Source organism: Roseovarius ramblicola (assembly GCF_042430665.1).
In the GTDB taxonomy this organism is placed as follows: Bacteria; Pseudomonadota; Alphaproteobacteria; order Rhodobacterales; family Rhodobacteraceae; genus Roseovarius; species Roseovarius ramblicola.
Window position 1 is genome coordinate 239,989 of sequence record NZ_JBHMEC010000017.1, and the last position, 25,036, is coordinate 265,024.

27 protein-coding genes and 1 tRNA gene are annotated in these 25,036 nt (G+C 68.7%); 14 read left to right on the forward strand and 14 right to left on the reverse strand.

The window, feature by feature from the left end; genetic code table 11:
- Window positions 1-117 precede the first annotated feature (117 nt).
- The 3 genes from dksA (at window position 118) to ACFFU4_RS11810 (ending at window position 2,896) form a co-directional block, all read left to right on the forward strand.
- Complete coding sequence (dksA, locus tag ACFFU4_RS11800; RefSeq protein ID WP_377069968.1) at window positions 118-573, forward strand: RNA polymerase-binding protein DksA; 456 nt, start codon at window positions 118-120, stop codon at window positions 571-573.
- Between the two features lie 81 nt (window positions 574-654).
- Window positions 655-1,845: an FAD-dependent oxidoreductase gene (locus tag ACFFU4_RS11805; RefSeq protein WP_377069969.1), complete on the forward strand. Its 1,191-nt coding sequence runs from the start codon at window positions 655-657 to the stop codon at window positions 1,843-1,845.
- A complete protein-coding gene (locus ACFFU4_RS11810; RefSeq protein ID WP_377069970.1) occupies window positions 1,838-2,896 on the forward strand; it encodes an ATP-grasp fold amidoligase family protein in 1,059 nt (352 codons plus the stop codon). Before ACFFU4_RS11805 ends, ACFFU4_RS11810 begins: the two co-directional genes overlap by 8 nt.
- A gap of 8 nt (window positions 2,897-2,904) precedes the next feature.
- Here the strand turns inward: ACFFU4_RS11810 and xth are convergent, their stop codons facing one another.
- Both xth and ACFFU4_RS11820 read right to left on the reverse strand, forming a co-directional pair.
- The gene (gene xth / locus ACFFU4_RS11815; protein ID WP_377069971.1) at window positions 2,905-3,687 is read right to left on the reverse strand and encodes an exodeoxyribonuclease III; all 783 of its coding nucleotides are present in this window, start codon (window positions 3,685-3,687) and stop codon (window positions 2,905-2,907) included.
- Between the two features lie 62 nt (window positions 3,688-3,749).
- Window positions 3,750-4,073, reverse strand: coding sequence for a HesB/IscA family protein (locus ACFFU4_RS11820; RefSeq protein WP_377069972.1), 324 nt, complete (start codon window positions 4,071-4,073; stop codon window positions 3,750-3,752).
- 76 nt (window positions 4,074-4,149) lie between these two features.
- Here ACFFU4_RS11820 and ACFFU4_RS11825 point away from each other — a divergent pair, with 76 nt between their 5' ends.
- The 7 genes from ACFFU4_RS11825 to ACFFU4_RS11855 all read left to right on the forward strand — a co-directional run bounded on the left by ACFFU4_RS11825 (window position 4,150) and on the right by ACFFU4_RS11855 (window position 10,949).
- Window positions 4,150-5,319 carry a deoxyguanosinetriphosphate triphosphohydrolase gene (locus tag ACFFU4_RS11825; protein ID WP_377069973.1) on the forward strand — a complete coding sequence of 390 codons (1,170 nt, stop codon included), beginning with the start codon at window positions 4,150-4,152 and terminating at the stop codon, window positions 5,317-5,319.
- Window positions 5,320-5,484: 165 nt separating this feature from the next.
- A complete protein-coding gene (argS, locus tag ACFFU4_RS11830) occupies window positions 5,485-7,230 on the forward strand; it encodes an arginine--tRNA ligase (RefSeq protein ID WP_377069974.1) in 1,746 nt (581 codons plus the stop codon).
- 72 nt (window positions 7,231-7,302) lie between these two features.
- On the forward strand, window positions 7,303-8,163 hold the full coding sequence (locus ACFFU4_RS11835; protein ID WP_377069975.1) for an SPOR domain-containing protein: 861 nt from the start codon (window positions 7,303-7,305) through the stop codon (window positions 8,161-8,163).
- Window positions 8,160-9,167: a beta-N-acetylhexosaminidase gene (gene nagZ / locus ACFFU4_RS11840; RefSeq protein ID WP_377069976.1), complete on the forward strand. Its 1,008-nt coding sequence runs from the start codon at window positions 8,160-8,162 to the stop codon at window positions 9,165-9,167. Before ACFFU4_RS11835 ends, nagZ begins: the two co-directional genes overlap by 4 nt.
- Window positions 9,160-9,948: a segregation and condensation protein A gene (locus ACFFU4_RS11845; RefSeq protein WP_377069977.1), complete on the forward strand. Its 789-nt coding sequence runs from the start codon at window positions 9,160-9,162 to the stop codon at window positions 9,946-9,948. Before nagZ ends, ACFFU4_RS11845 begins: the two co-directional genes overlap by 8 nt.
- Window positions 9,949-9,952: 4 nt before the next feature.
- Window positions 9,953-10,612, forward strand: a complete 660-nt coding sequence (gene scpB / locus ACFFU4_RS11850) for an SMC-Scp complex subunit ScpB (protein ID WP_377069978.1) — start codon at window positions 9,953-9,955, stop codon at window positions 10,610-10,612.
- Window positions 10,613-10,763: 151 nt separating this feature from the next.
- Window positions 10,764-10,949 carry a hypothetical protein gene (locus ACFFU4_RS11855; protein WP_377069979.1) on the forward strand — a complete coding sequence of 62 codons (186 nt, stop codon included), beginning with the start codon at window positions 10,764-10,766 and terminating at the stop codon, window positions 10,947-10,949.
- Window positions 10,950-10,957: 8 nt separating this feature from the next.
- On the opposite strand, the gene ACFFU4_RS11860 is transcribed toward ACFFU4_RS11855, so the two are convergent.
- From ACFFU4_RS11860 to ACFFU4_RS11895, 8 genes are all read right to left on the reverse strand, one after another.
- Window positions 10,958-12,031, reverse strand: a complete 1,074-nt coding sequence (locus ACFFU4_RS11860) for a 2'-deoxycytidine 5'-triphosphate deaminase (RefSeq protein ID WP_377069980.1) — start codon at window positions 12,029-12,031, stop codon at window positions 10,958-10,960.
- A 61-nt stretch (window positions 12,032-12,092) separates the two neighbouring features.
- A tRNA-Pro gene (locus tag ACFFU4_RS11865) sits at window positions 12,093-12,169 on the reverse strand.
- A gap of 67 nt (window positions 12,170-12,236) precedes the next feature.
- A complete protein-coding gene (locus tag ACFFU4_RS11870) occupies window positions 12,237-12,932 on the reverse strand; it encodes a MerR family transcriptional regulator (protein ID WP_377069981.1) in 696 nt (231 codons plus the stop codon).
- A gap of 14 nt (window positions 12,933-12,946) precedes the next feature.
- Window positions 12,947-13,249, reverse strand: coding sequence for an integration host factor subunit alpha (gene ihfA, locus ACFFU4_RS11875; RefSeq protein ID WP_377069982.1), 303 nt, complete (start codon window positions 13,247-13,249; stop codon window positions 12,947-12,949).
- A gap of 110 nt (window positions 13,250-13,359) precedes the next feature.
- On the reverse strand, window positions 13,360-14,334 hold the full coding sequence (locus tag ACFFU4_RS11880) for a beta-ketoacyl-ACP synthase III (RefSeq protein ID WP_377069983.1): 975 nt from the start codon (window positions 14,332-14,334) through the stop codon (window positions 13,360-13,362).
- Window positions 14,331-15,464 (reverse strand): phosphate acyltransferase PlsX, encoded by a 1,134-nt coding sequence (gene plsX, locus ACFFU4_RS11885; protein WP_377069984.1) that lies wholly within the window; start codon window positions 15,462-15,464, stop codon window positions 14,331-14,333. The genes ACFFU4_RS11880 and plsX overlap by 4 nt, the downstream gene beginning before the upstream one ends.
- A gap of 25 nt (window positions 15,465-15,489) precedes the next feature.
- A complete protein-coding gene (rpmF, locus tag ACFFU4_RS11890; RefSeq protein WP_377069985.1) occupies window positions 15,490-15,696 on the reverse strand; it encodes a 50S ribosomal protein L32 in 207 nt (68 codons plus the stop codon).
- Window positions 15,697-15,866: 170 nt separating this feature from the next.
- Window positions 15,867-16,466 carry a YceD family protein gene (locus ACFFU4_RS11895; protein ID WP_377069986.1) on the reverse strand — a complete coding sequence of 200 codons (600 nt, stop codon included), beginning with the start codon at window positions 16,464-16,466 and terminating at the stop codon, window positions 15,867-15,869.
- A gap of 102 nt (window positions 16,467-16,568) precedes the next feature.
- On the opposite strand from ACFFU4_RS11895, the gene ACFFU4_RS11900 reads away from it, so the two are divergent.
- The 4 genes from ACFFU4_RS11900 to ACFFU4_RS11915 all read left to right on the forward strand — a co-directional run bounded on the left by ACFFU4_RS11900 (window position 16,569) and on the right by ACFFU4_RS11915 (window position 20,595).
- Window positions 16,569-17,027: an outer membrane protein assembly factor BamE gene (locus ACFFU4_RS11900; protein ID WP_377069987.1), complete on the forward strand. Its 459-nt coding sequence runs from the start codon at window positions 16,569-16,571 to the stop codon at window positions 17,025-17,027.
- Window positions 17,028-17,142: 115 nt separating this feature from the next.
- Complete coding sequence (locus tag ACFFU4_RS11905; protein WP_377069988.1) at window positions 17,143-17,880, forward strand: GNAT family N-acetyltransferase; 738 nt, start codon at window positions 17,143-17,145, stop codon at window positions 17,878-17,880.
- A 60-nt stretch (window positions 17,881-17,940) separates the two neighbouring features.
- Window positions 17,941-19,764 carry an ABC-F family ATP-binding cassette domain-containing protein gene (locus tag ACFFU4_RS11910; protein WP_377069989.1) on the forward strand — a complete coding sequence of 608 codons (1,824 nt, stop codon included), beginning with the start codon at window positions 17,941-17,943 and terminating at the stop codon, window positions 19,762-19,764.
- A gap of 45 nt (window positions 19,765-19,809) precedes the next feature.
- Window positions 19,810-20,595, forward strand: a complete 786-nt coding sequence (locus ACFFU4_RS11915) for an ion channel (protein WP_377069990.1) — start codon at window positions 19,810-19,812, stop codon at window positions 20,593-20,595.
- A 134-nt stretch (window positions 20,596-20,729) separates the two neighbouring features.
- Here the strand turns inward: ACFFU4_RS11915 and ACFFU4_RS11920 are convergent, their stop codons facing one another.
- The 4 genes from ACFFU4_RS11920 to zwf all read right to left on the reverse strand — a co-directional run bounded on the left by ACFFU4_RS11920 (window position 20,730) and on the right by zwf (window position 24,997).
- Complete coding sequence (locus tag ACFFU4_RS11920) at window positions 20,730-22,208, reverse strand: ABC transporter substrate-binding protein (protein WP_377069991.1); 1,479 nt, start codon at window positions 22,206-22,208, stop codon at window positions 20,730-20,732.
- Window positions 22,209-22,291: 83 nt separating this feature from the next.
- Window positions 22,292-22,612: an H-NS histone family protein gene (locus ACFFU4_RS11925; RefSeq protein ID WP_377069992.1), complete on the reverse strand. Its 321-nt coding sequence runs from the start codon at window positions 22,610-22,612 to the stop codon at window positions 22,292-22,294.
- Between the two features lie 244 nt (window positions 22,613-22,856).
- Window positions 22,857-23,546, reverse strand: coding sequence for a 6-phosphogluconolactonase (pgl, locus tag ACFFU4_RS11930; protein ID WP_377069993.1), 690 nt, complete (start codon window positions 23,544-23,546; stop codon window positions 22,857-22,859).
- The gene (gene zwf, locus ACFFU4_RS11935; RefSeq protein ID WP_377069994.1) at window positions 23,543-24,997 is read right to left on the reverse strand and encodes a glucose-6-phosphate dehydrogenase; all 1,455 of its coding nucleotides are present in this window, start codon (window positions 24,995-24,997) and stop codon (window positions 23,543-23,545) included. The genes pgl and zwf overlap by 4 nt, the downstream gene beginning before the upstream one ends.
- Window positions 24,998-25,036 lie beyond the last annotated feature (39 nt).

The window sequence follows — 25,036 nt, forward strand, 5'->3', positions numbered from 1 at the left end:
GGCGGGACCCTAGACGCTTCGCCCCGGCGCATCAATGGCGCGTGATTGGCTAGTGACATTCCCCGGTCCCGCGTGTAGATGAGCGCCCAAAGGCACCGACTGTCTGAGGAGTCAAAAATGCCGGACACTGGCCTTGATGAGGGGATCGAGATGAAAGCCGAAGTGTTCTTGCCAGAGGATTACACACCCGCAGAGAACGAGCCGTTCATGAACGAACGGCAGTTGGAATATTTCCGCCGCAAGCTGGTGCGGTGGCGGCTCGAATTGCTCGAAGGCAGCCGCGAGGCGATCGAATCCCTACAGGACGGTACGCGTGCGATTCCCGACGTGGCCGATCGCGCCAGCGAAGAGACCGACCGCGCGCTGGAGTTGCGCACCCGCGACCGCCAGCGCAAGCTGGTGGCCAAGATCGACGCCGCATTGCGGCGGATCGAGGAGGGGGAATACGGCTATTGCGAGGTGACGGGCGAGCCGATCAGCCTCAAGCGGCTGGATGCCCGCCCCATCGCCACCATGACGCTCGAGGCGCAGGAGCGGCACGAGCGCCGGGAAAAGGTGCACCGCGACGACTGAGGCGGCGCCTTGGGCGACGGGAACGGACAGGCGCGCGCCGGGACACCCCTCCGGCGCGCGTCTTTTTCGGGAAAGGGGCCGATGGGTCTGAACGCAACGAAGATCGCCGTGATCGGCGCAGGCATCGGCGGGCTCGCGGTGGCGCAGGCGCTGGCGCGTCGCGGGGCCGATGTCACCGTGTTCGAGCAGGCCCCCGCGATCGCCGAGGTGGGGGCCGGGCTCCAGATCAGCCCCAACGGGGCGCGGGTGTTCGACGCGCTCGGGCTGGGCGGGGAGTTGCGGCAGCGCGCGGTGTCGGCGCAGGCGGTGCAATTACGCGATTACCGCGGCGGCGCGGTGCTGCGGCTCGACCTTCCGGGGAGTGGGCAGGGCGGCTATCATTTCCTCCACCGCGCCGATCTTATCGACATCCTGGCGGCCGGCGCGCGCGCGGCGGGGGTACGAATCCGGCTGTTGCAGCGGATCACCGGCGTCATCGACGGACCGCGCCCACGCGTCGAGCTGGCCAGCGGTGCCGGGTTCGACGCCGATCTGGTGGTCGGCGCGGACGGGCTGCATTCGGTGGTGCGCGCGGTGCTCAATGGACCCCGCGTGCCGTTCTTCACCGGCCAGGTGGCGTGGCGCGCCCTGATCCCCAACAGTGCGGGGCGCGGGGCGGAGGTGCGCGTGGACATGGGGCCGATGCGCCACGTGGTCAGCTACCCGCTGCGGGAGGGCCGCCTGCTCAACCTCGTGGCGGTGCAGGAACGCGCGGCCTGGACCGCCGAAAGCTGGAGCCAGACCGACGACCCGCAGGCGCTGCGCGCAGCCTTCGGCGATTTCTGCGGCGAGGTTCAGGAGATGCTCGGCGCGGTCGAGACCGTGAATCTTTGGGGCCTGTTCCGTCACGAGGTGGCCCGCGCCTGGCACGGCGAGGGGCTGGCGATCCTCGGCGACGCGGCGCACCCCACGCTGCCCTTCATGGCGCAGGGGGCATGCCTTGCGCTGGAGGATGCCTGGGTGCTGGCAGCGGCGGTCGATGCGGCGGGGAACGTGGCAAGGGGGCTGGCGCGCTACCAGGCGCTGCGCCAGACGCGCGCGCGACGGGTGGTTGCGGCGGCGAGCGGCAACGCGTGGAAATACCACCTCGCCTTCCCACCACTGAGATGGGCCGCACATACCGCGCTGCGCGCCGGGGGACGGCTGGCACCGGAACGGATGATCCGGCAATTCGACTGGATTTACGGCTACAACGCGATTGACGCCGCCGGGCAGGCGGTCAACGATGGCTGACGGTCGGGGGGCGCAGGCACCACCCGCAGACTTGGGGCACGGGGTGCGCGCCGAGAAATTCGTCATACGGGCGCTTGAGCGCATAGCCGACGAGGGGCTGCATGGCATCCACGAACCGGTGCCGCAGCGATACCTGCGCGGCGTGGAAATGCTGGGCGAGGACTTCGCGTCCGGGCTCGTTCGGTCGGTCGAAATCTACCGTAGGAATCACGATTGCCGACCCGAGCTGATCGACCCTCAGACCTTCACCAACAAGCAGCTCTTGTTCAAGTTCTTCGGCCTGATACCGCGCGTCTCCCCGTCGGACAAGCTGCGCGCGCATGACTGGCTGCCGCCGCGCCTGCGCGCGCAGGTCCGCCGCCCGCGCATCCTGTGGCGCGGGGACACGCCCGCGCTGCCCGGCAATGACGAGATCGCGCCGGGCACCTGCTGGCTCAAGTGCAACCATGGCTCGGGCACCAACCTGCCGGTGACCTTCCCGCTCGACGACGATACCCGCGCGGAATTGCGCCCGCTCATGCGGCGCTGGCTCAAGCGGGTGCACAGCAAGCGGCTGAGCCTGTGGTGGTACGAACTGATGGAGCGCGCGATCTATCTCGAGGAGGACCTGCGCGAGGACGCAGACGATGCCGCCGACTGGAAATTCTACGTCTGCAACGGACGGGTCGTGGTCTATCAGCACGATTCCGACCGCTCGGGCACGCATCGGCAAACCGTCTACAGCCGCGCGGGGACCTGGCTCGACAAGCAGCTCTACGTGCGCAAGGGCGGTGCGCGGCCGGTGGCCCCTCCCGACCGGCTCGACCTGATGGTCGAGGCCGCCGAGGCGATCGGGCAGTATTTCGATTTCATCCGGGTGGACATGTTCGTGCGCGGGGGCGAGGTCTATCTCGGCGAGATCGGCCTCGTGCCCAATGGCTGCACCAAGCGCATCCGCGACCCGGAACTTGACTGGATGCTGGGGGGCGCGTGGCAGGCGCCGTGGCTGGGTCGCGTTAGCCCCGGTTTCGCGGACGGTCATTACCGGCGCGACTGGCCCTTCGCGGTCTGAACCGGCGCTCAGATGTCGAGATCGACCCAGAGCGGAACATGATCGGAGGGCTTCTCGCGTCCGCGCACTTCGGTGTCGATGCCGCAATCGGTCAGCCGGTCGGCGGCCTGCGGGCTGAGCAGCATGTGGTCGATGCGGATGCCGTTGTTACGCTGCCAGGCACCGCCCTGATAATCCCAGAACGTGTAATGCCCCGGCCCCTCCACGCGCGCGCGGAACGCCTCGGTCAGCCCCAGATGAAGCAGGCGGCGGAATGCCGCGCGGCTCTCGGGCAGGGCGAGCGCGTCCTTGTGCCATGCTTCGGGGCGGGCGGCGTCCTCGTCCTGCGGGATGACGTTGTAGTCGCCGCCCATGAGCACCGGCTCCTCGGTCGCCAGAAGCGCCGCCGCGCGGGCGTGCATCCGCTCCATCCACGCGAGCTTGTAGTCGTATTTCGGCCCCGGCGCGGGGTTGCCGTTGGGCAGGTAGAGCCCGCAGACCCGCACTGCGCCTGCATCGCCCGTCACCGTGGCCTCGATCCAGCGGGCCTGCTCGTCGCTGTCGTCTCCGGGCAGACCGCGCGAGACATCCTCGAGCGGGTACTTCGACAGGATCGCCACGCCGTTGAAACCCTTCTGCCCGTGGGTCTCGACGTTGTAGCCGCGATCCTCGAACATCTCGTGCGGGAAATTCTCGTCGATCGACTTGATCTCCTGCAACAGCACCACGTCCGGCGACGCCTCGTCGAGCCAGTCGCAGAGCGCGGCGTGACGCGCCTTGATCCCGTTGATGTTGAAGCATGCGATGCGCATGGCCATCCCTCCGGCGGTGTCCCGCTCCTTCGTATCGCGCGTGCCCACGCGCGACGCAAGGCTCAGATGGAGAATGACGTGCCGCAGCCGCAGGACGAGGACGCGTTGGGGTTGTCGATGGTGAAGCGCGCGCCGATCAGTTCCTCGGTAAAGTCGATGGTGGCCCCGGCGAGGAAGGGCAGCGAGACGCTGTCCACGACGACCTTTTGCCCCTCGCCTTCGAGGATCAGGTCATCCTCGGACGGCGCGTCGAGGCGGATGTCGTACTGAAACCCCGAACAGCCGCCGCCCTCGACCGCCACGCGCAGGGCCTGGCCCTGCTCGCCCGCGCCGATCTCGGCGAGGCGGGCATAGGCGCGGGGGGTGACCTTGGGGGGCAGTTGCATGGGCGTCCTCGGTGGTTTCGCGTGTCGCGTGTTTCTGCAATATATGCTCCAAGCGCCGCGCCACAAGGACCGATCCATGACCGCCCCCTACGCGACCGACCCCGCCCGCACCCGCGGCCGCCGCGTGGCGGAGGCGGAGAGCGCCTTTCGCTCGCCCTTTCAGCGCGACCGCGACCGGATCATCCATTCCAGCGCCTTTCGCCGACTGAAGCACAAGACGCAAGTGTTCGTCGCGCATGAGGGCGATTACTACCGCACGCGGCTCACCCATTCGATCGAGGTAGCACAGGTGGCGCGCACGATCGCCGGGGCGCTCGGGCTCGACACCGACCTGACCGAGGCCGTGGCGCTTGCCCATGATCTCGGCCACACGCCCTTCGGCCACGCGGGCGAGGATGCGCTTGCCGCGCTTATGGCCCCCTATGGCGGGTTCGACCACAACGCGCAGGCGCTCCGGATCGTGACGGTGCTGGAGCGTCACTACGCCGCCTTCGACGGGCTCAACCTGACATGGGAGACGCTGGAGGGGCTGGCCAAGCACAACGGCCCGGTGACGGGCGATCTGCCACTGGCGCTGGCGGAATGCGATGCGGTGCACGGGCTGGAGCTTGGCAGCCACGCGGGTGGCGAGGCCCAGGTGGCCGCCATCGCCGACGATATCGCCTACAACAACCATGATCTTCACGACGGTCTGCGCGCGGGGCTGTTTGACGATGCCGAGATCGCGGAACTGCCCATCGTCGATGCCTGCTATGCCGAGGTGGACCGGCTTTACCCCGCGCTCGACCCCAAGCGCCGCCGCCACGAGGCGCTGCGCCGGGTGTTCGGCGAGATGGTGGGCGACGTCATCGCCGAGAGCCAGCGGCGGCTCGCCGCGCATGCGCCGGACTCGGTCGAGGAACTGCGCGGCCTCGGCGCGCCGGTGATCCGGTTTTCTCCGGCGATGTGGCAGGACCTGCAGGCGATCCGGGCGTTTCTCTTCACCCGCATGTATCGCGCCCCCGCGGTCAACGAGATGCGGCGCATGGTGGGGCGGGTGATCGGCGAGCTTTTCCCCGTCTATCTCGACGCGCCCGGGCACCTGCCCGACGAATGGCGCGCCGACGTGGCGCGCGCGCCTGATCGCGCGGCGCTGGCGCGGCTGGTGGGCGACTACATCGCCGGGATGACCGACCGCTTCGCATTGCAGAGCCATGCACGGCTGGTCGGCGGCACGGCGGCGGCACGTATGCCGGACGGCGTGTGATCTGCCTTTGGGCGCGGCACCGCCCCTTGCAACCAGCATGACACCGGCGATGCAGAACGGGCACGCGCGGCGAGGGCTACACGGCCACGATGCGTGGTCCAAGCCGATTGACGCCCGGCCCGAGGGTGGTAAACCGGCGCGCGTGCCAACACGGAAAGGCGGGTCATGAACCTCTTCGACGACATTCGCGGTCTCGTTCTCGATGCCTTGCGCGGCATGCAGGCCGAGGGCGCGTTGCCCGACGCGCTCGACCTCGGCAACGTCGCCGTCGAGCCGCCGCGCGATCCCGCGCATGGCGACATGGCAACGAATGCGGCGATGGTGCTGGCGAAACCGGCGGGCATGAAGCCGCGCGACATCGCTACCGTGCTGGCCGGGCACCTTGCCTCCGATGCCCGCATCGACAGCGCCGAGGTGGCCGGTCCGGGCTTTCTCAACCTGCGGCTCGCCCCCGCGCTCTGGCACGAGGTGCTGCGCGCCGCGCTACGGCAGGGCAAGGACTTCGGACGCTCCGAAATGGGGAAGGGGCTCCGCGTCAACGTCGAGTACGTTTCGGCCAACCCCACAGGTCCGTTGCATGTTGGCCACACCCGCGGCGCGGTGTTCGGTGATGCGCTGGCGAGCCTGCTGGATTTCGCGGGCCATGACGTCACGCGCGAATACTACATCAACGATGGCGGGGCGCAGGTCGATGTGCTCGCGCGGTCGGTCTACCTGCGCTATCTCGAGGCGCACGGGCAGGAGGTGGCCTTTGCCGACGGCACCTATCCGGGCGACTACCTCAAGCCGGTGGGCGAGGCCCTGATGCGCGAGGTCGGCACTGCCTATGTCGATCAGCCCGAGGCGGTCTGGCTGGCCGAGGTGCGCGATTTCGCCACCGACGCGATGATGGCGCTGATCCGCGACGACCTGGCCGCGCTCGGCGTCGAGATGGACCACTTCTTCTCCGAGAAATCGCTCTATGGCACGGGTCTTATCGAGGCGGCGATTGAGGATTTGCGCGGCAAGGGGCTGATCTATCGCGGCGTGCTCGAGCCGCCCAAGGGCAAGATGCCCGAGGACTGGGAGCCGCGCGAGCAGACGCTGTTCAAATCTACCGAACACGGCGATGACGTGGACCGGCCGATCATGAAATCCGACGGGGGATGGACCTATTTCGCCCCCGATATAGCCTATCATTACGACAAAATTTCAAGGGGTTATGACATCCTGATCGACGTGTTCGGTGCCGATCACGGCGGCTATGTCAAGCGCATGAAGGCCGCCGTTTCGGCGCTGTCGGACGGGCGCGTGCCGGTCGAGATCAAGCTCTGTCAACTGGTCCGGCTCTACAAGAACGGCGAGCCGTTCAAGATGTCCAAGCGCGCGGGCACCTTCGTCACCCTGCGCGACGTGGTGGACGAGGTGGGCGCCGACGTGACCCGCTTCGTCATGCTCACCCGCAAGAACGACGCAGCCCTGGATTTCGACTTCGACAAGGTTCTGGAACAGTCGCGGGACAACCCGGTGTTCTACGTCCAGTATGCCAATGCGCGGGTCAATTCGGTGCTGCGCAAGGCCGGGGCGGCGGGGATCGAAGCGGGTGACGCGGCGCTCTCGGGGGCAGACCTGTCGGTGCTGACACATGAGGCCGAACTCTCGCTGGCGCGCAAGATCGCCGAATGGCCCCGGCAGGTGGAGATCGCCGCGCGCGCGGGCGAGCCGCACCGGGTGGCGTTCTACCTTTACGACCTCGCCTCCGAGCTGCACGGCCTTTGGAACCGCGGCCATGACGATCCGTCCCTGCGCTTCCTGCAGGAGGGCGATCCGGCCACGTCCGCCGCGAAAATCGCGCTGGTGCGCGCTGCAACTGTTGTGATTTGCGCCGGTCTTGGTATCCTTGGCGTCATTCCGGTGGACGAGATGCGCTGAACGCCGCCGCCACCGGGGCGAGCAGGTAATCAGGACCCGGCGGCCATGTATCGCCGGGGCGAGAGGCAGAGCATGTCGGAGATGCAGGAATCCCGGGCGCAGTCCGGAGAGTATGGTCGCGTGGCGACCGTTGCCAAGATCACGTATATTGCGGGCGCGCTCGTTTCGTTTGGCCTTCTGGTCGGGATCGGCCAATGGGGCTACGAGGTCATGATGCGTGACGTGTCGGGCGTACCGGTGGTGCGTGCGCTCGGGGGGCCGATGCGTGAGCCCCCGGAAGATCCGGGCGGGCGCGAGGCGGCGCATCAGGGCCTGTCGGTCAACCGGGTGGCGGCACAGGTGGCGACGGCGGAGCCGCCCGACCGGGTGATCATCGCGCCACCGCCGCTCGATCTCTCGCCCGGGGATGTCCCGCGCCGGGCAAGCGCCGCGGCGCAGACACCTGCGGACTCGCGCCTCGACAACGTGTATCTCGCGGTGGCGCGGCAGCCGCAGCGATCAGCCCCGGCAACAAAGACCACGCCCGAACCCGCGCCGCAAGCGCACACCGAAACGGTGCGGGGCGGACTGGGCCGGTCACTGCGTCCGCGCTTGCGTCCGGCATTGCCCGATCCGGTTGCCTACGCGCTCGCGGCGGCGACGAGCGCGCCGCCGGTCGAGATCGATCCCGGGAACCTGCCGCAGGGCGCGCGGCTGGCGCAGCTCGGGGCCTTCGACTCCGCCGAGGTGGCGCGCGCGGAATGGGAGCGGCTGAGCGCCCGGCTCGGCGACCTTCTCGACGGCAAGCGCCGCGTGGTGCAACGCGCCGAGAGCGGCGGGCGGACCTTCTACCGGCTGCGTGCGGTCGGCTTCGACGACCTAGCCGATGCGCGCCGGTTCTGTTCGGCGCTACAGGCCGAGCGCGCCGAGTGCATCCCGGTGGTCAGCCGGTGACACCGTTCGGCGCGATCATTACCGGCGTGGAAGGACATCAGCTAACCCCCGGGGAAAAGGCGTTTTTCCGCGAGGCGCGTCCGTTCGGATTCATCCTTTTCGCGCGTAATATCGACACGCCGGACCAGCTCCGTGCGCTCTGTGATGAGCTGCGCGAGGCAGCCGGGCACGAGGCAATCATCACCATCGACCAGGAGGGCGGGCGCGTGCAGCGTCTGCGCGCGCCGCATTGGCGTGACTGGCCTGCGCCGCTCGATCACGCGGTGGCGGCGGGTGCGTGCGCGGCGGAGGCGCTGCACCTGCGCTACCGGATCATCGCCGCGGAGCTGGCCAACGTCGGCATCGACAGCAATTGCGCACCGCTGGTGGACGTGGCCGGGCGCGACACCCATCCGTTCCTGCGCGACCGCTGCTATGGCGAGACGGCGGGGCGGGTGGCGCTGTTTGGCCGGGCGGTGGCGGACGGGCTGATGGAGGGGGGCGTGCTGCCGGTGGTCAAGCACATCCCCGGACACGGGCGCGCGGGCGCGGACAGCCACCATGAATTGCCTCGCGTGACCGCCCCGGCAGAGCATCTGGCCGAGGTCGATTTTGCCCCGTTCGAGGCGCTGGCCGACCTGCCGATGGCGATGACGGCGCATGTGGTCTATGACGCGCTCGATGGGCGACCCGCCACGTTATCGCCTGTAATCATTGAGATAATCCGTCGCTCCATCGGCTTTGACGGGCTGCTCATGACCGACGATATCGGCATGGACGCTCTGTCGGGCAGCCTTGTGGAGCGGACGCGGAGCGCGCTCGCGGCGGGCTGTGACGTGGTGCTGCACTGCAACGGCACGCTGGCCGAGCGGCAGGCGGTGGCGGCGGCGGCTGGCGGGATGCGCGCGGCCGCGCAGGACCGCGCCGAACGGGCGCTGGCGGCCCGCCGGACGCCCGATCCGGTTGACATTTCCGCCCTCGCGGCGCAGCTTGATGCGTTGACGGGCGGGCGGCGCAATGGCTGAAGACACTTTCGATGACAGCGCGGAGCCGACGCCTGTGGCCGAGCGGCTTGCGGCGGAGGCGCTGATCGTCGATGTCGACGGGTTCGAGGGACCGCTGGACCTGCTGCTCACGCTCTCGCGCACGCAAAAGGTTGATTTAAGGCGTATTTCTGTCCTGCAACTGGCGCAGCAATACCTCGCCTTCGTCGAGCAGGCGCGCACCCTGCGGATCGAGCTGGCCGCCGATTACCTGGTGATGGCGGCGTGGCTGGCGTATCTCAAGTCGCGGCTGTTGCTGCCGCCGGACCCCGCCGAGGAGGGGCCGTCGGGCGAGGACATGGCGGCGCATCTGGCGTTTCAACTGGAGCGGCTTCAGGCGATGCGGGAATGCGCCGCGAGGTTGATGGCGCGGGACCGGCTGGGGCGGGATTTCTTTGCGCGGGGGCTGCCCGAGGACGTGACGCGGCGGCGCGAGGTGCGCTACAGCGCGACGCTGCTGGACCTGATGCAAGCCTATGCGCGGCTGCGCACGCGCGACGAATTCCGTCCCTATGTCATGGATCGTGACAAGATTTACACGATGGAACAAGCACTTGAGAGGTTGCGCGGGGTGATCGGCGACTGGGCGTCCTGGACCGACATCGCGGGATTTCTGCCCGCGGGTTTCGGCACCGACCCGCAGGCGCGGCGCTCGGCCACGGCCTCGACCTTTGCCGCGGCGCTGGAGCTTGTGAAAGAGGGCCGCGCAGAGCTGCGGCAGGGTGAGACATTCGCCCCGGTCGAGCTGCGTCGCAAGGATTAGGTTCATGTCGCAAGATATTGAAAAAGCAAAGGAACACCTGTTCGAGGCGCCGCCGATGGCCGAGCAGGAACGCATGATCGAGGCGATGCTCTTTGCCGCCACCGCGCCGCTCGACACGCGCGAGATGGCGGCGCGGATGCCGCATGGGTGCGACCCGGCGGAGGCGCTGGTGCGATTGAAGAAAACGTATGAAGGACGGGGGGTTACGCTGGTGAAGGTGGGCGATGGCTGGGCCATGCGCACGGCCCCCGACCTCGGGTTCCTGATGCGGCGCGAGGTGGTGGAGACGCGCAAGCTGAGCCGCGCGGCGATCGAGACGCTGGCCATCATCGCCTACCATCAGCCGGTCACCCGCGCCGAGATCGAGGAGATACGCGGCGTCTCGGTCAGCCGCGGAACCGTCGATCAACTCCTTGAAATGGAATGGATTCGTTTCGGCAGGCGCAAGATGACGCCGGGCCGCCCGGTGACCTTCGTGGTCACTGAGACCTTCCTCGACCATTTCGGGCTGGAGAGCGCGCGCGACCTGCCGGGGCTCAGGGAATTGCGCGCCGCGGGGCTGCTGGACAGCCGCCCGCCGCCGGGGACATTGCCGCGAACCGGCGAGGCGGAGGACGACGAGGACGAAACCGCTCCGGGGCAGAACGAACTGTTCGAGGACTGACCAACCTGTCGGTTCAAGGCGCGAACCGCACGGTTCGGCGCACTGCCGGGACGGTGGCGCAGGGATTGGTCAGGAAAATCGGACGGAACGCCCTGAAATCCGCATGTTTCGGTGCTACATATCCGGGCAGAGGCAGCGACAGGAGGGCGCGATGAACGTCAACCAGATGATCAACATGGTGATCCGCATGGTGATGCGGCAGATCATGCGGCGCGGTGTCAATGCCGGGATCGACAAGGTCACGCGCGGGCGCGGCGGCAACGGGCCCGACGGTCGCAAGACCGCGCAGAACGCCCGCAAGACGATGAAGCTGGGGAAACGGATGGGCCGCTTCTGAGACCCGCGTCAGGCGCGGAAGTGCTTGGCCAGTTTCAGCCCCTGTCCCTGATAGTTCGAGGCGATGCCCGCGCCGTAGAGGCGGTCGGGCACCCGGTCCATGCGCTCGTAGACCAGCCGCCCGACGATCTGGCCATGCTCCAGCACGAACGGTGCCTCGTGGCAGCGCACCTCGAGCACGCCGCGCGCCCCCGCGCCGCCCGCCGCCGCATGGCCGAAGCCGGGATCGAAGAAGCCCGCGTAATGCACCCGGAACTCGCCCGCCATCGCCACGAAGGGGGCCATCTCGGCGGCGAAGCCGGGCGGGATGTGCACCGCCTCGCGGCTGACGAGGATGTAGAACGCGCCGGGATCGAGGACGATATGGCCGTCCTGTGTGTGCACCTCTTCCCAGAAATCGGCGGCCGGGTAGTGGCCGACGCGGTCGAGATCTATGAGGCCGGTATGCGGCTTGGCGCGGTAGCCGGTGAGCGTGCCCGTCTCGGGGCGCAGATCGACCGAGAAGGCGAGCCCGCCGTCGATCACCGCGGGGCCGTCGACGAGCGGCGTTTCGGCGTGGAGGGTGTGCATCTCGGTGTCGGACAGCCGCGCGTCGCCGGACCGGAAACGGATCTGGTTGAGCCGCATGCCGGGGCGCACCAGCACCGAGAAGGAGCGCGGGCAGATCTCGGCGTAGAGCGGTCCGGTGTGGCCCGGCGGCACGCGGTCGAACTCGGTCCCGCCATCGGTGATGGTGCGGGTGAGCAGATCGAGCCGCCCGGTGGAGGATTTGGCATTGGCCACCGCCTGCACCCCATTGGGAAGGGCGAGCTGCTCGATCAGCGGGACGAGGTAGACGCAGCCCTTTTCCAGCACCGCGCCGGGGCCGAGGTCGATGCGGTGCATCCCGAACTCGTCGAGCCGGTCGGCGACGGTCTGGCCGCGCCCCGGCAGGAACGAGGCGCGGACGCGGTAGGCCACCGGCCCGAGGCGCAGATCGAGGCTGGCGGGCTGAACCTGATCGGGCAGGATGGCGGGATCGGCGGCGATCCGGCCCGCGTCGATCATCGCGGCGATCTGCTGGCAGGAGAGAACGCCGGTCATCTCTGGCCCCCTCGGGCGTCGCAGAGCCCGCGCGGCACGCGGACGGAATCGTCGGTAGAATTGGTCGGGCTAGCAGGACTCGAACCTGCGACCTTCCGTCCCCCAGACGGACGCGCTACCAGGCTGCGCCATAGCCCGACGATGCGCTGTTCATACTCGTTTTGCGCGCGGGGGCAAGGGGGGCTTTGCGAAATATTGCCGCCGTTCATGGCGTTGACGCGCCCGAGGCGCGCAGCCGCTCCGCCAGCGCCGAGAGCGCCGGGCCGAGCCCCTCGGGGAGCGGGCGGGGCAGGGTGGCGAGGCGCGCGAGCGGGCCGGGTGCGGCGGCCATGTCGTCGGGCGGATCGGCAGGCAGGTCGGGCAGGTCGGGCAGTGGCGGCGGGGCGGGGGCCTGCGGTGCGGGGGGGCCGTGCGGCGCGGGTCCGGCTTCGGCTCCGGCCTCGGGTCGCGTTTCAGGCGGCGTTTCTGGCCGCGTATCTGGCGGGTCCGTCTCCGGCTCTGCCGCGGCGTCGGGCGGCGGGCTGTCCTGTGGGGACATGCCGGCCCCGTCGCTGTCAGGCGGGCGCGTCTCGGGACGGGCGAAGCTGAGGACCCGGCCGCCCGGCTCCGGCGCGGCGGCCTCGTCCTCGAAGGCGGGCGACAGGGCGGTGACATGGCTGACCCCCTGGTCGCGCAGCATCTTCTGCACGCCCTTGATGGTCATTCCCTCGTCGTGCAAGAGCACCTTGATCCCGCCCAGAAGCCGCATGTCGGCGGGCCGGTAGTAGCGCCGCCCGCCCGCGCGCTTGACCGGCTTGACCTGGGTGAACTTGCTTTCCCAGAAGCGCAGCACATGGGCGGGCACCTCGAGCCAGTCTGCCACCTCGCTGATGGTGCGGAAGGCGTCGGCGGATTTGCCCATTTGCGGCGGTGTCCTCAGCGCTTGTTGCCGATCGCCACGCGGTCCTTCATCAGGTGCGAGGGCCGGAAGGTGAGCACCCGGCGGGGCTGGATGGGCACCTCCTCGCCGGTCTTGGGGTTGCGGCCGACGCGGGCCGACTTGTCGCGCACGGAGAAGGTGCCGAAGGAGGAAATCTTGACCGTCTCGCCGCGCGCGAGCGAGTCGGACACGTAGGTGAGCACGCTCTCCACCATCTGCGACGCATCGTTGCGCGACAGCCCCACTTCGCGGAATACCGCTTCGCTGAGGTCCATCCTCGTCAATGTCTTGTTGGTCATACCATCCCCGCAATTTTTCATGACAGTGTGCGGTGAAGCCTGTGCCGTGTCAATCGCGATGGCCGCTCACGGCGGGCTTGCAGGCGGAATTTTGCAGGCCGAGGCATGGTTTACCAGCGCAACACCACCGCGCCCCAGGCCAGCCCGCCGCCGATCGCCTCCGACAGCAGCAGGTCGCCCTCGCGGATGCGGCCCTCGGCGACGCCCACCGACAGCGCCAGCGGGATCGAGGCGGCGGAGGTGTTGCCGTGGTCCTGCACGGTGACGATGACGCGGTCCATCGACAGGCCGAGCTTCTTCGCGGTGCCCTGGATGATGCGGATATTGGCCTGATGCGGGACGATCCAGTCCACGTCCGGGCCGGAGAGGCCGACCTTGGCCAGCGCGGTCTCGGCGGTGGCGGCGAGTTTCTCGATGGCCTGGCGAAAGAGCGCATTGCCCTGCATCCTGAGCTTGCCCGCCTCGCCGGTGGTGGAGACGCCGCCATCGACGTAGAGCATGTCGCGGTAGCGCCCGTCCGAGTTGAGATCGACCGACAGGATGCCTCGGTCGGCGTTGGTGCCGGTGCCCTCGGTGGCGCCCAGTACCAGCGCGCCGGCGCCGTCGCCGAAGAGCACGCAGGTGGAGCGGTCGGACCAGTCCATGATGCGGCTGAAGGTCTCGGCCCCGATCAGCAGCAGCCGCTCGGCCTGGCCCGAGACGATCATCGCGTTGGCGGTGGCGAGCGCGTAGACGAAGCCCGCGCAGACCGCCTGCACGTCGAAGGCGAAGCCGTGGGTCATGCCCAGATCCGCCTGCACCATGGTGGCGACGGACGGAAAGGTGAGGTCGGGGGTGGAGGTGGCGACGATCACGCCGTCGATGTCATCCGCCGTGAGCCCGGCATTGCCGAGCGCCGCACGCGCGGCGTGCAGCGCGAGGTCGGAGGTGGTCTCTCCCTCGGCGGCGAAGCGGCGGCGCGCGATCCCCGAGCGCGCGCGAATCCATTCGTCGGACGTGTCGAGCGTGGCCTCGAACTCGCTGTTGGGCACGATGCGCGCGGGCAGGTAATGTCCGGTGCCGAGGGCCGTGGCGCGGCGGGTCATGGCGCAAGGTCTCCGTGGTTGTCGTCGCCGGTGTCGTGGCGCGCGTCCTCGCCGCCATTGCCGGTAATGTCGAGCGGCGTGGCGGATGCGACGCGGTTGGCCAGCTTCTCGGTGAAGCCCGACTGCGCGAGATCGAAGGCGAGCTTGATCGCCGAGGAGACGCCGGTGGCGTCCGCCGCGCCGTGCGATTTGACCACGGTGCCGTTGAGCCCGAGAAACACGCCGCCATTGGCGCGGCGCGGATCGACGCGCTTCTTCACCCGCCGCAGCGAGGTATAGGCCAGCAGCGCCGCCAGCCGCGACAGCGGCGTGTAGGCGAATGCCTCGCGCAGCAGGTCGGTGATCAGGTTGGCGATGCCCTCGCCGGTCTTGAGCGCCACGTTGCCGGTGAAGCCGTCGGTCACGATCACGTCGCAGCGCGTGCCGGGCAGGTCGCGCCCCTCGACGAATCCCACGAACTCGAAATCCGCGCTCGCGGCATTGGCGGCGATCAGGTCATGCGCCTCGCGCAGCTCGGCGCGGCCCTTGTGCTCTTCGGTGCCGACGTTCAGCAGGCCGATGCGCGGGCATTTGAGGCCGAACCCGTTGCGCGCGTAGGACGCGCCCATCAGCGCGTATTGCATCAGGTCCTTGGCGTCGGCGCGGATATCCGCGCCGCCGTCGAGCATGATGTTGTGCTGCTGCGGGTTCTGCGACGGCCACATCACCGCGATGGCGGGACGGTAGATGCCCGGCAGCTTGCGCAGGCGAATGACCGACATCAGCATCAGCGCGCCGGTATTGCCGCAGGAGACGCAGACCGTCGCCTCGCCCGCGCGCACCGATTCGAGCGCCGACCACATCGAAGAGCCCTGTCCGTGGCGCACCACATGCGCGGGCTTGTCGGTCATCGACACGACTTCGGGCGCGTCCCGCAGGGTCACGCGGCCCGCCAGCTCGCGGCGTTTCGCCACCAGCGGCCCCAGCGTGTCCCCGGGGCCGTGGAGGATGAAGCCGATCCTGGGATTCTTGCGCGCCGACAGCGCCATGCCCGCCACCACCGCGGCGGGCCCCTCATCGCCGCCCATGGCATCGACCGAGATGACGAAGCGCGCCGCGCCGGTCATGTCCTGATCGCCCTGAGCGCCCATGCGGCAAATGCCCCCGGATACTGTCTCAGGCGGCGTCGTCTTCCAGGTCGATATCGTCCACCATGGTGACGACCTCGCGCTCGGCATAGTGGCCGCAGGCGGCGCAGACGTGGTGCGGGCGCTTCAACTCGCCGCAATTGGGGCATTCGTTGGGATTGCCCGCGGTGAGTGCATCATGCGCGCGGCGCTTGTTGCGGCGCGATTTCGAGACCTTGTTCTGTTGGACGGCCATGTCACAACCTCAATTCCTGCGGGCCGGGTTGGCCCTCGTTTCACGGGTGTTCGCGGCTCTTAATCCTGACCGAGCCGCCGGTTCAACCCCAAATTCCGGTGAGAGCGCGAAAATACAGAGTTTCGGGGCCGGGGCAAGCGATTCTTGGGGGCTGCCGGGCTCAGCCGGGCTCAGCCGGATGGGCCGCCGTCGCTTCCGCCGTCGTCGTCCTCGCCCGCCAGCCGGTCGCGCAGCGCCCCGAGCCCGGCGAAGGGGCGGCGGGGGGCGTCGCCGGACGGTGCCGCGCCGTCGGGCGTGGCGGTGTCGGTGTCGAGCGCCGCACCCTCGGCGCGCGGCCAGGGCGGCAGCGCCAGCGCCAGCGCCTCGGCCAGCACGGCATCGAGGTCGATCACCGCGCCCAGCGGCTCGAGCGTGTCGTCGCCGGGCATCTCCATCTCGTCGCCGGGCAGGTCGCCGGGTGCCGGGACATCCGGCGCGTAGCGGCGGGTCACCGCCTCGTCTATGCGGGTGGTGACGGGGGCCAGGGTGACGCCGCAGGGCTGCACCACCGTCGCGCCGAGCGTGGCGTCGAGCCGCCAGCCGCGGGGGCCGTCCGGGGCGATTTCGCCCCGCAGGCTGAGCTTGCGCAGGTCGAGCAGGTCGAGATGCGCGGCGAGCGCCTTGCGCGCCGCGGCATCGGGGACGATGTCGAAGCCGTGGCCGCCGTGCCGGGCGAGGTGCGGAACGGGGATGCGGTGGGTGGTGCCGGTCTCGGGGGACTCGGTGGACATTGCGGCCTCCTGCCTGGACGTATCGAACGACTTCTTGAACCCGGGGGTTGCCTTGATGTAAGCGGGATAAAAGCCGCGCGCGGTGGTGACAAGGGGGCAGAGATGACGGCGATTTCAATGCGGGTGCTGCGGCTCCTTGCCCTGTGCGGTCTCATCGCGGTGGCGGGCTGTGCCTCGACCTACCAGAATCACGGCTATGTCCCGCCCGAGAGCGATCTGGAAAAGCTCGTGGTCGGGGTCGATACCCGCGCCACGGTGGATGACACGATCGGGCCGCCCTCGGTCTCTGGCCTGGTGGGGGACGGCGATTACTATTACGTCCGCTCGCGCAAGCGCACCTACATGATGCTGCGTCCGAAAGTGGTCGAGCGCGAGGTGGTGGCGATCTCGTTCAACGATGACAACACCATCGCCAATATCGAGAAATTCGGCCTCGAAGCCGGCAAGGCGGTGCCGATCTCGCGCCGGGTGACCGACAGTTCGGTGGTCGATAACGGCTTCCTCCGGCAGATCATCAAAAATATCGGTGTGCTCAACCCCGAGCAGATATTCGGACAGTAGCGCCGCGCGGCGCTGTCTTGGCCATGTCATGTGCCGCGAGCAAGGATGCGGATCGGGACTGGCGCAATCGGAACGGGCACAATCGGGACTGGCGCAGCGGCTTGGAGGCGGTGCAATGGAGGAGATCCGGCAGGGGCGCTACGTGGCACGCGTGGCGCGCGGGGCCGGCGATGTGGCGCGGGCGCAAGCCTTGCGCGGCGAGGCGTTCCTCGGGGCCGCGGGCGCGCGCGACGCCGATGCCCATGATGCCGCCTGCCTGCACCTGCTGGTCGAGGAGGTAGATGGCGGGCGGCTGGTGTGCTGTTTCCGGGTGCTGCTGCTGGAGGACGGCGCCGAGATCGCGCGCAGCTACTCGGCGCAGTTCTACGAATTGTCGGCGCTGGCGGCGTTCGAAGGGCGGATGGCCGAGATGGGGCGGTTCTGCGTCCGGCCCGGTCTGAACGACCCGGATATCCTGCGCCTCGCCTGGGCGGCGATGACGCGGCTGGTGGACGCGCACGGCGTGGCGATGCTGTTCGGCTGTTCGTCCTTCAGGGGGGTCGATGCCGGGCCGTATCTCGACGCGTTCGCGGTGCTGGGGGCGCGGCATCTGGCGCCGCGGCGGTGGTGGCCACGGGTCAAGGCGCCGGCCGTGTTTCGCTTTGACGAACGGCTGCGGCGGCACAAGCCCGACCTCAAGGCCGCGATGCGGCACATGCCTCCGCTCTTGCGGACCTACCTGATGATGGGCGGCTGGGTGAGCGATCACGCGGTGATCGACCGGCAGATGGGCACGCTGCACGTCTTTACCGGGGTGGAAATCGGCGCCATCCCGGCGGCGCGGGCGCGGATGCTGCGGGCGCTGGCGGGCTGAGGCGTGACCGTGACCTGACTGTGGCTTGACGGCAGCGGGGTGCCGGGATAGCCCGCGCACATGGCCCGTGCCCCGCTTTTGCAACTCTCGGATATCTCGCTGACATTCGGCGGCGCGCCGCTGTTCTCGGAGCTGTCGCTGGTGGTGCAGCCGGGCGACCGGGTGGCGCTGGTGGGGCGCAACGGCTCGGGCAAATCGACGCTGATGAAGGTGATGGCGGGGCTGGTGGAACCGGACCGCGGCACGCGCGTCGTCTCGCCGGGGGTGAGCGTGGGATACATGGAGCAGGAGCCCGCGATGGCGGGCTATGCCACGCTGGGCGATTTCGCCGCGAGCGCGCTGGCGCCGGGCGAGGAATACCGCGTCGAGATGGCGGGCGAGGGGCTGAAATTCGACCCCGCGGGCGCCGTGGCGACCGCCTCGGGCGGCGAGCGGCGGCGCGCGGCGCTGGCCAAGCTGATGGCCGAGGCGCCGGAGCTGATGCTGCTGGACGAGCCGACCAACCATCTCGACATCGAGGCGATCGGCTGGCTGGAAGAGCAGTTGAAGGCCACGCGAAAGGGCTTTGTCCTGATCAGCCACGACCGCGCGTTCCTGCGTGAACTTAGCCGCGCAACCCTCTGGATTGACAGGGGAATGACTCGCCGGCAAGAGCGCGGATTCGCGCATTTCGAGGAGTGGCGCGACAAGGTCTGGGACGAGGAGGACCAGCAGCGCCACAAGCTCGACCGCAAGATCAAGGCCGAGGCGCGGTGGGCCGTCGAAGGCATCAGCGCGCGGCGCAAGCGCAACCAGGGCCGGGTGCGCGCGTTGCAGGCGTTGCGCGAGGAGCGCAAGAGCCAGATCAAGCGGCAGGGCACGGCGGCAATGGCACTGGAATCGGGCCCCAACTCGGGCCGGAAGGTGATCGAGGCGGTCGATATTTCAAAGGCTTACGAGGGCAAGCTCATCTTGCGGCCGTTCAACCTGCGGATCATGCGGGGCGAGCGGGTGGCCTTTGTCGGGCCAAACGGGGTGGGCAAGACGACGCTCTTGAAGATGCTGATGGGCGAGGTGATGCCCGACAGCGGCACGGTCACGCATGGCACCAACCTTGTGCCCGCGGTGTTCGATCAGGCGCGGGCGCGGCTCGAGCCGGAGATGACGCTGTGGGACAGCCTGACCGGGGATGCCGACATGCGCGTCTCGGGGCAGGCGGATCAGGTGCTGGTGCGCGGGCAGCCGCGGCACGTGGTGGGCTACCTGAAGGATTTCCTGTTCGACGAGCGGCAGGCGCGCGCACCGGTCAAGTCCCTGTCGGGCGGGGAAAAGGCGCGGCTGCTGCTGGCCAAGCTGATGGCACGCGAGAGCAACGTTCTGGTGCTCGACGAGCCGACCAACGATCTCGATATCGAGACGCTGGACCTGTTGCAGGAATTGCTCGACGATTACAGCGGCACCGTGCTGCTGGTCAGCCACGACCGCGATTTCCTCGACCGGGTGGCGACCACCACCATCGCCATGGAGGGGGACGGCCGCGCCACCGTCTATGCCGGCGGCTGGAGCGACTACCGCGCACAGCGCGGCACTGGCGACGTCGCCAATGCGACCGATAAAAACACAGCGAAATCAAGGAACAGGAATGCAAACCTGAAGCAGGAAAGCAAGGCGTCGAAGCTCAGCTTTACCGAGGCGCACCGGCTGGAGGAGTTGCCGGGGCAGATCGAGCGGCTGGAGGCGGAGATCGCCAAGCTGGAGCAACTGCTGGCCGATCCCGACCTCTATTCCCGCGAGCCGGTCAAGTTCCGGCGCGCCACCGAGGCGCTGACCGCGCGTCAGACGGCGCTGGCCGAGGCCGAGGAGGAGTGGCTGTCGCTGGCCGAGAAGGCCGAGGAGGCGGGCTGATTTTTCCGCTGTAGCCCCGGGGTTTGCGCCGCTATGCTGCGGCCCATGAGCGGGTCCGGAAAATCGCTGCACGACCGTGTGCGTCTCCTGTACGAAGGGCGCTCGAAGCGCGCGACGCGGTTTCGCTATGGGCTGCTGATGTTCGACGCCGCGAGCATCGTGTTCATCCTGGCGACCGCGACGCTGCCGCTCACGCCCGCGCTGCTGCTGGCCGACATGGCGGTTGCCTCGGTGATCGCGGCGGATTTCGCGTGCCGGCTGTGGATCGCCGAGACCCGGTTGCGGCACCTGCGGCAGCTTTACGTGCTGGTGGATATCGTGGTGCTGGCCTCGCTGCTGGCGGCGCCGATGCTGGGGCAGGGATGGGCGGCGCTGCGGCTGCTGCGGGCGCTGCGGCTGGTGCATTCCTACCACCTGCTGCGCGACCTGCGGCGCGACTGGCGGTTCTTTCGCCTGCACGAGGACGCAATTCTCTCCGCGGTCAACCTGCTGGTGTTCATCTTTGCCATGACGGCGCTGGTGCATCTGCTGCGCGGCGGGCGCGAGCCGGGGCTGAACACATACGTGGATGCGCTCTATTTCACCGTCACGACGCTGACCACGACCGGCTATGGCGATATCCTGATGACCACCTGGACCGGGCGGCTGCTGGCGGTGGCGATCATGATCGTCGGTGTGGGGCTGTTCCTGCGGCTGGCCCGGACCATCTTCGTGCCCGCCAAGGTGCGCCACAAATGCCCGGAATGCGGGCTGCTGAAGCACGACCCCGACGCGATCCACTGCAAGCATTGCGGTATCGAGTTGAAGATCGAGACGGAGGGCGCGGCGTAGAGCGGGGCGCGTGACTGCGAATGAACGCGGGCACGCTCAAGTGAAGCGTTCGATGCGGGGCGCGGATCCGCCTTCATTTCAAGACGGTGCGGATTGATCCGTCGTCTTTTCGGGTGTTGAGGGGCGATGCCCCCTCAATCCACCACCGACACCAGATGCCACCGGAGCGCGTCGTTCTGCACCGGGTCGAAATGGGTGACGCGGTTGGACAGCACCACGAGTTGCGTGACGTGGAACGGGATGAGGGTGCCGGAGGTGCCGGCGAGGTGGGCCTGGGCCCGATGGTAGAGGGCGCGGCGTTTGCTGAAATCGAGCTCGGCGCGGGCGGCTTCGAGCAGCCGGTCGAATTTCGGGTCCTTGTAGTGGCTCTCGTTCCAGCGGGCGGAGGAATGGAACGCCTCGTTGAGCACCTGATCGGCGGGGCGGGCGCCCCAGGCCGTGGCGAAGGCGGGTTTCTTCATCCAGACATTGGACCAGTAGCCATCGGCGGCGGCGTTGGCGAGGGTGACGCGGATGCCCGCGGCGGCGGCCTGTTCCTGGTAGGCCACGCCCAGCACCGGCCAGCTTGGGTCGAGCGAGGAGACGTGAATCTCGACGTCGAGGCCGTCGGGGAATCCGGCCTCGGCCAGCAGCTTGCGCGCGCCCTCCGGGTCGGGCGCGCAGGACATGGTCAGGCGATACTGGTCATTGGGGGCCACCGGCGTGTCACAGGACGGCACGCCGCCGCCGTCGAGGGCCAGCTTGAGCATCGCCTCGCGGTCTACCACCATGCGCAGGGCGCGGCGCACGCGCACATCGTCGAAGGGCGGGTAATCGGCGCGGAACACCAGCCCCATCCAGTTGCCGGTGGGAATTTCGAGAAGCTGATAGCGCAGCGACTTGTCGAGCGCGCGGCGCAGCACCGGGGCGATGCCGCGCTCCATGTCGAGCTGCCCCGAGAGGAACGCCTGCAGCCGCGCCTGCGCGTCGGGCACGCCGATCACCTCGATCCGGGCGAGCGCGGGGGGGCCTTCCCAGTAGTCGGGATTGGCGGTGAGGACGGTGATCCCGTCGGGGTCGAATTTCCTGACCCTGAAGGGTCCGGTGCCGATGCCGCTCTGGTCCACCGTGTCGCCCGAGCCCTCGGGGATGATGCGCAGCCGCGGGTCCATCAGTTGCAGCGGGAAATCGGCGAAGGTGGATGACAGCGCCATGCGCACGGTGTGCGGGCCGGTGGCCTCGACCGTTTCGATCATCTTGACGGCGGCGCGGGCGGGGCTGCCGTAATCGGGGTCGATGACGCGGGCGATCGAGTAGACCACGTCGGCGGCGTCGAGCGTGCTGCCGTCGTGGAACCGCACCCCCTCGCGGATACGGAAGATCCAGACGGTGCCGTCGGCATTCGGCTCCCAGCTTGTGGCGAGGTCGGGGGCCGGGGTGCCGTCGTGGTCGGGGCGGACCAGGCGGCTCTGGATTTTCTCGATGATCTGAAGGACCCGGCCCTTGGAGGCCGGGTCGAGGCTCGATTGCGCGCCGAAGCCCACGTTATGGGCATGGCGGAAGATGCCGCTCGGCTCTGCGAGGGCGGCGGTGGCGCAGGTGAGCGCAAGGGCTGTGAAGACGGCGCGGATCATGGCCCCAGTCTTGCCAAGACCGGGGCTGCAAGGCAAACGTTTCGCGCGCGTGCCGCGATCACGTTTCGGGACACCGGCCGCGCTCAGCCGCGCTTGGCGATGAGCATGTCGTCGGGGTCATGACCGGCGGCGATCGCCTCGGTGAACCAGCGCGGCTTGCGCCCGCGGCCCGTCCAGGTCAGGCGCGGATCCTCGGGGTGGCAGTATTTCGGCACCTTGCCGCCGGATTTCGACGACGGCGCCAGTTCGGACAGCGAATAGCCCAGTTCATGCGCCATCGCCTCGAGCTTGGCGCGGGCCTCGGCCTTTTGCCGTTCCTCGAAGGACTCGATCGCGCGGGTCACATCCTTTTGCAATTGCCGCAATTCCTTGAGTGAAAGCGCGTTCAGATCGGGATTGGCCATTCGGTGCCTCTTTTTAAACAATGGAGGCGTTATGATAGATCACGACTTTCCGGGCGGCAATTGCAAATCGCGCGGCATCCGGGACGAAAAGGCGGGACCAGTGCATTTTTCCAGGAAGGAAACGCCATTCTGTTTCTTTTGGGTTGAATCGATTCGGCGGGGTCGCGCATTGCGCGACACGATCGGGTCTTTCTGCCGCTCCGGTATCGGCGCGCGGCCCTTGCCGCCGCCTGCACCCCGTCCCTCACGAGGCCTGGTCGTCGGGCGACCAGTGCACCGTCGCGCCTTCGAGCACGGCGGCCACGGGGGCCTCGACGGGGCGCATGTGGCGCGCGCGCTCGACGGCGCGGCGCTTGCGGTCGCCGGTGATCACGATATGGGTGTTGATCGCCGCCGCCAGCACCCGCGCGGTGAGGGTGACACGGGCCTCTTCCTCGCCGCGGGCGCGGATCGGGGCAAGGATCGGCACCGCGTCGGGATCGAGCGCGGCCTCGAGCCCCTCGGCCCCCGGAATGAGCGAGGCGGTGTGCATGTCCGCGCCCATGCCCAGCAGGCAGATGTCGATGGGCAGGGCGGGGGCGATGTTGGATTCAAGCTCGGCGAGGACCGATTCGGGGGTCTCTGCGCGGGCGTAGAGCGGCAGGTAGCGCGCCGCCGCCGCGCGCCCGGTCAGCAGCCGGTCGCGGATCAGCCGGGTGTTGGAGCGGATATGCACCTCTGGCCGCCAGCGTTCGTCCGACAAGAGCACGTCGACGCGATCCCATTCGAGATCGGTATCGCAGAGCGCGTCGAACACCGGCCCCGGCGTGGTGCCGCCGGGCACCACGAAGAGCACGCGGTCCTTCTGGTGGAGCGCGGTGCGCAATTCGCCCGCCAGCAGGTTGGCGAGGTCGAGCGCCATCATCTCGGAATCGGCGTATTCGGAAAGGGTCATGGTCTTATCTCCCGCCAGCGCCGCCCGTCGCGGTGCATGAGCATCAATGCGTCCTCGGGCCCCGACGAGCCGGTGGCGTAGGCCAGCGGGGCTGCGCCCTCCGTCTCCCAGCCGGCGATGATCGGGTCGGTCCAGGCCCAGGCGGCCTCGACCTCGTCGCCGCGCATGAACAGCGTCTGGTTGCCCCGGATCACGTCCATGATAAGCCGCTCGTAGGCGTCGGGGAAGTCGGCCTCTTCCGGCCCCAGCGCCTCGGCGAAGGTCATGTCGAGGGGCACGTCGATGAGGCGCATGCCGCCCGGTCCCGGCTCCTTGATCGTGACGCCAAGCTCGATGCCCTCGTTAGGCTGGAGGCGGATCGTCAGGATGTTGCGGTGGCGCCCGGCCTCGGCCCCGAAGATCGAGTGCGGCGCGTCCTTGAACACCACCGCGATCTCGGAGGTGCGCGCGCGCAGCCGCTTGCCGGTGCGCAGGTAGAAGGGCGTGCCCGCCCAGCGCCAGTTGGAGACATGCGCCTTGAGCGCGACAAAGCTCTCGGTGCGGCTGTCGGGGTTGCCGACCTGCGCGCGGTAGCCGGGCTGATCGTGCCCGGCCTCGTACTGCCCGCGCACCGCGTGGTCGCGTGCCACCGGGTCGAGGGCGCGGATCACCTTGAGCTTTTCGTCGCGCACGGCGTCGGGGGCAAAGCGGGCGGGCGGCTCCATCGCGATGAGGCACAGAAGCTGCATCAGGTGGTTCTGCACCATGTCGCGCATGGCACCGGCGTGGTCGTAGTACCCGGCCCGTCCGCCCACGCCCACGCTCTCGGCCACGGTGATCTGGATGTGATCGACGTACTGACTGTTCCACAGCGGCTCGAACAGGACGTTGCCGAAGCGGATCGCCATGAGGTTCTGCACGGTCTCCTTGCCGAGGTAATGGTCGATCCGGTAGATGCGCCCCTCGTCGAAATGCCGCGCCAGCGTGCGGTTGAGGTCGCGGGCGCTGTCGAGGTCGTGGCCGAACGGCTTTTCCACCACGATGCGGGCGGTCTCGTCGGTCAGACCGTGGCGGTGCAGCCGGTGGGCGAGATCGCCGAACAGGCCGGGGGCCACGGAGAAATAGAAGGCGCGGATCGGCCCCGAGCGCATCCGTGCGGCGAGCGCCTCCCAGCCGTCCTCGCCGCGCGCGTCGAGGGCGACATAGGCCAGCATGTCGAGAAAGGCGTCGCGGGTGCCGGTGTCGGCGGCGGCCTCGGGGGCGAATTCCATGAGCGCGTCGCGCACCAGGGCGCGGTAGGCCCCGGTCTCCATCTCGCCGCGGGCGGCCCCGGTCAGGCGGGTGTCGGCGCCGAACTGCCCGGCGACAAAGCGGCGGTAGAGCGCGGGCAGGATCTTGCGCCGCGCCAGATCGCCCGTGCCGCCGAAAATCACCAGGTCGAACGGATCGACCGGGATCACCCGAGAGGCCATGCCCCGACTCCCTGATTGCCGGGGGAGACCTTATCACGG

Excerpts from the sequence above, each read along its gene's own strand:
- dksA (WP_377069968.1), top strand. The coding sequence starts at position 118 with ATGCCGGACACTGGCCTTGATGAGGGGATCGAGATGAAAGCCGAAGTG.
- ACFFU4_RS11805 (WP_377069969.1), top strand. The coding sequence starts at position 655 with ATGGGTCTGAACGCAACGAAGATCGCCGTGATCGGCGCAGGCATCGGC.
- ACFFU4_RS11810 (WP_377069970.1), top strand. The coding sequence starts at position 1,838 with ATGGCTGACGGTCGGGGGGCGCAGGCACCACCCGCAGACTTGGGGCAC.
- xth (WP_377069971.1), bottom strand. The coding sequence starts at position 3,687 with ATGCGCATCGCATGCTTCAACATCAACGGGATCAAGGCGCGTCACGCC.
- ACFFU4_RS11820 (WP_377069972.1), bottom strand. The coding sequence starts at position 4,073 with ATGCAACTGCCCCCCAAGGTCACCCCCCGCGCCTATGCCCGCCTCGCC.
- ACFFU4_RS11825 (WP_377069973.1), top strand. The coding sequence starts at position 4,150 with ATGACCGCCCCCTACGCGACCGACCCCGCCCGCACCCGCGGCCGCCGC.
- argS (WP_377069974.1), top strand. The coding sequence starts at position 5,485 with ATGAACCTCTTCGACGACATTCGCGGTCTCGTTCTCGATGCCTTGCGC.
- ACFFU4_RS11835 (WP_377069975.1), top strand. The coding sequence starts at position 7,303 with ATGTCGGAGATGCAGGAATCCCGGGCGCAGTCCGGAGAGTATGGTCGC.
- ACFFU4_RS11845 (WP_377069977.1), top strand. The coding sequence starts at position 9,160 with ATGGCTGAAGACACTTTCGATGACAGCGCGGAGCCGACGCCTGTGGCC.
- scpB (WP_377069978.1), top strand. The coding sequence starts at position 9,953 with ATGTCGCAAGATATTGAAAAAGCAAAGGAACACCTGTTCGAGGCGCCG.
- ACFFU4_RS11855 (WP_377069979.1), top strand. The coding sequence starts at position 10,764 with ATGAACGTCAACCAGATGATCAACATGGTGATCCGCATGGTGATGCGG.
- ACFFU4_RS11860 (WP_377069980.1), bottom strand. The coding sequence starts at position 12,031 with ATGACCGGCGTTCTCTCCTGCCAGCAGATCGCCGCGATGATCGACGCG.
- ACFFU4_RS11870 (WP_377069981.1), bottom strand. The coding sequence starts at position 12,932 with ATGGGCAAATCCGCCGACGCCTTCCGCACCATCAGCGAGGTGGCAGAC.
- ihfA (WP_377069982.1), bottom strand. The coding sequence starts at position 13,249 with ATGACCAACAAGACATTGACGAGGATGGACCTCAGCGAAGCGGTATTC.
- ACFFU4_RS11880 (WP_377069983.1), bottom strand. The coding sequence starts at position 14,334 with ATGACCCGCCGCGCCACGGCCCTCGGCACCGGACATTACCTGCCCGCG.
- plsX (WP_377069984.1), bottom strand. The coding sequence starts at position 15,464 with ATGGGCGCTCAGGGCGATCAGGACATGACCGGCGCGGCGCGCTTCGTC.
- rpmF (WP_377069985.1), bottom strand. The coding sequence starts at position 15,696 with ATGGCCGTCCAACAGAACAAGGTCTCGAAATCGCGCCGCAACAAGCGC.
- ACFFU4_RS11895 (WP_377069986.1), bottom strand. The coding sequence starts at position 16,466 with ATGTCCACCGAGTCCCCCGAGACCGGCACCACCCACCGCATCCCCGTT.
- ACFFU4_RS11900 (WP_377069987.1), top strand. The coding sequence starts at position 16,569 with ATGACGGCGATTTCAATGCGGGTGCTGCGGCTCCTTGCCCTGTGCGGT.
- ACFFU4_RS11905 (WP_377069988.1), top strand. The coding sequence starts at position 17,143 with ATGGAGGAGATCCGGCAGGGGCGCTACGTGGCACGCGTGGCGCGCGGG.
- ACFFU4_RS11910 (WP_377069989.1), top strand. The coding sequence starts at position 17,941 with ATGGCCCGTGCCCCGCTTTTGCAACTCTCGGATATCTCGCTGACATTC.
- ACFFU4_RS11915 (WP_377069990.1), top strand. The coding sequence starts at position 19,810 with ATGAGCGGGTCCGGAAAATCGCTGCACGACCGTGTGCGTCTCCTGTAC.
- ACFFU4_RS11920 (WP_377069991.1), bottom strand. The coding sequence starts at position 22,208 with ATGATCCGCGCCGTCTTCACAGCCCTTGCGCTCACCTGCGCCACCGCC.
- ACFFU4_RS11925 (WP_377069992.1), bottom strand. The coding sequence starts at position 22,612 with ATGGCCAATCCCGATCTGAACGCGCTTTCACTCAAGGAATTGCGGCAA.
- pgl (WP_377069993.1), bottom strand. The coding sequence starts at position 23,546 with ATGACCCTTTCCGAATACGCCGATTCCGAGATGATGGCGCTCGACCTC.
- zwf (WP_377069994.1), bottom strand. The coding sequence starts at position 24,997 with ATGGCCTCTCGGGTGATCCCGGTCGATCCGTTCGACCTGGTGATTTTC.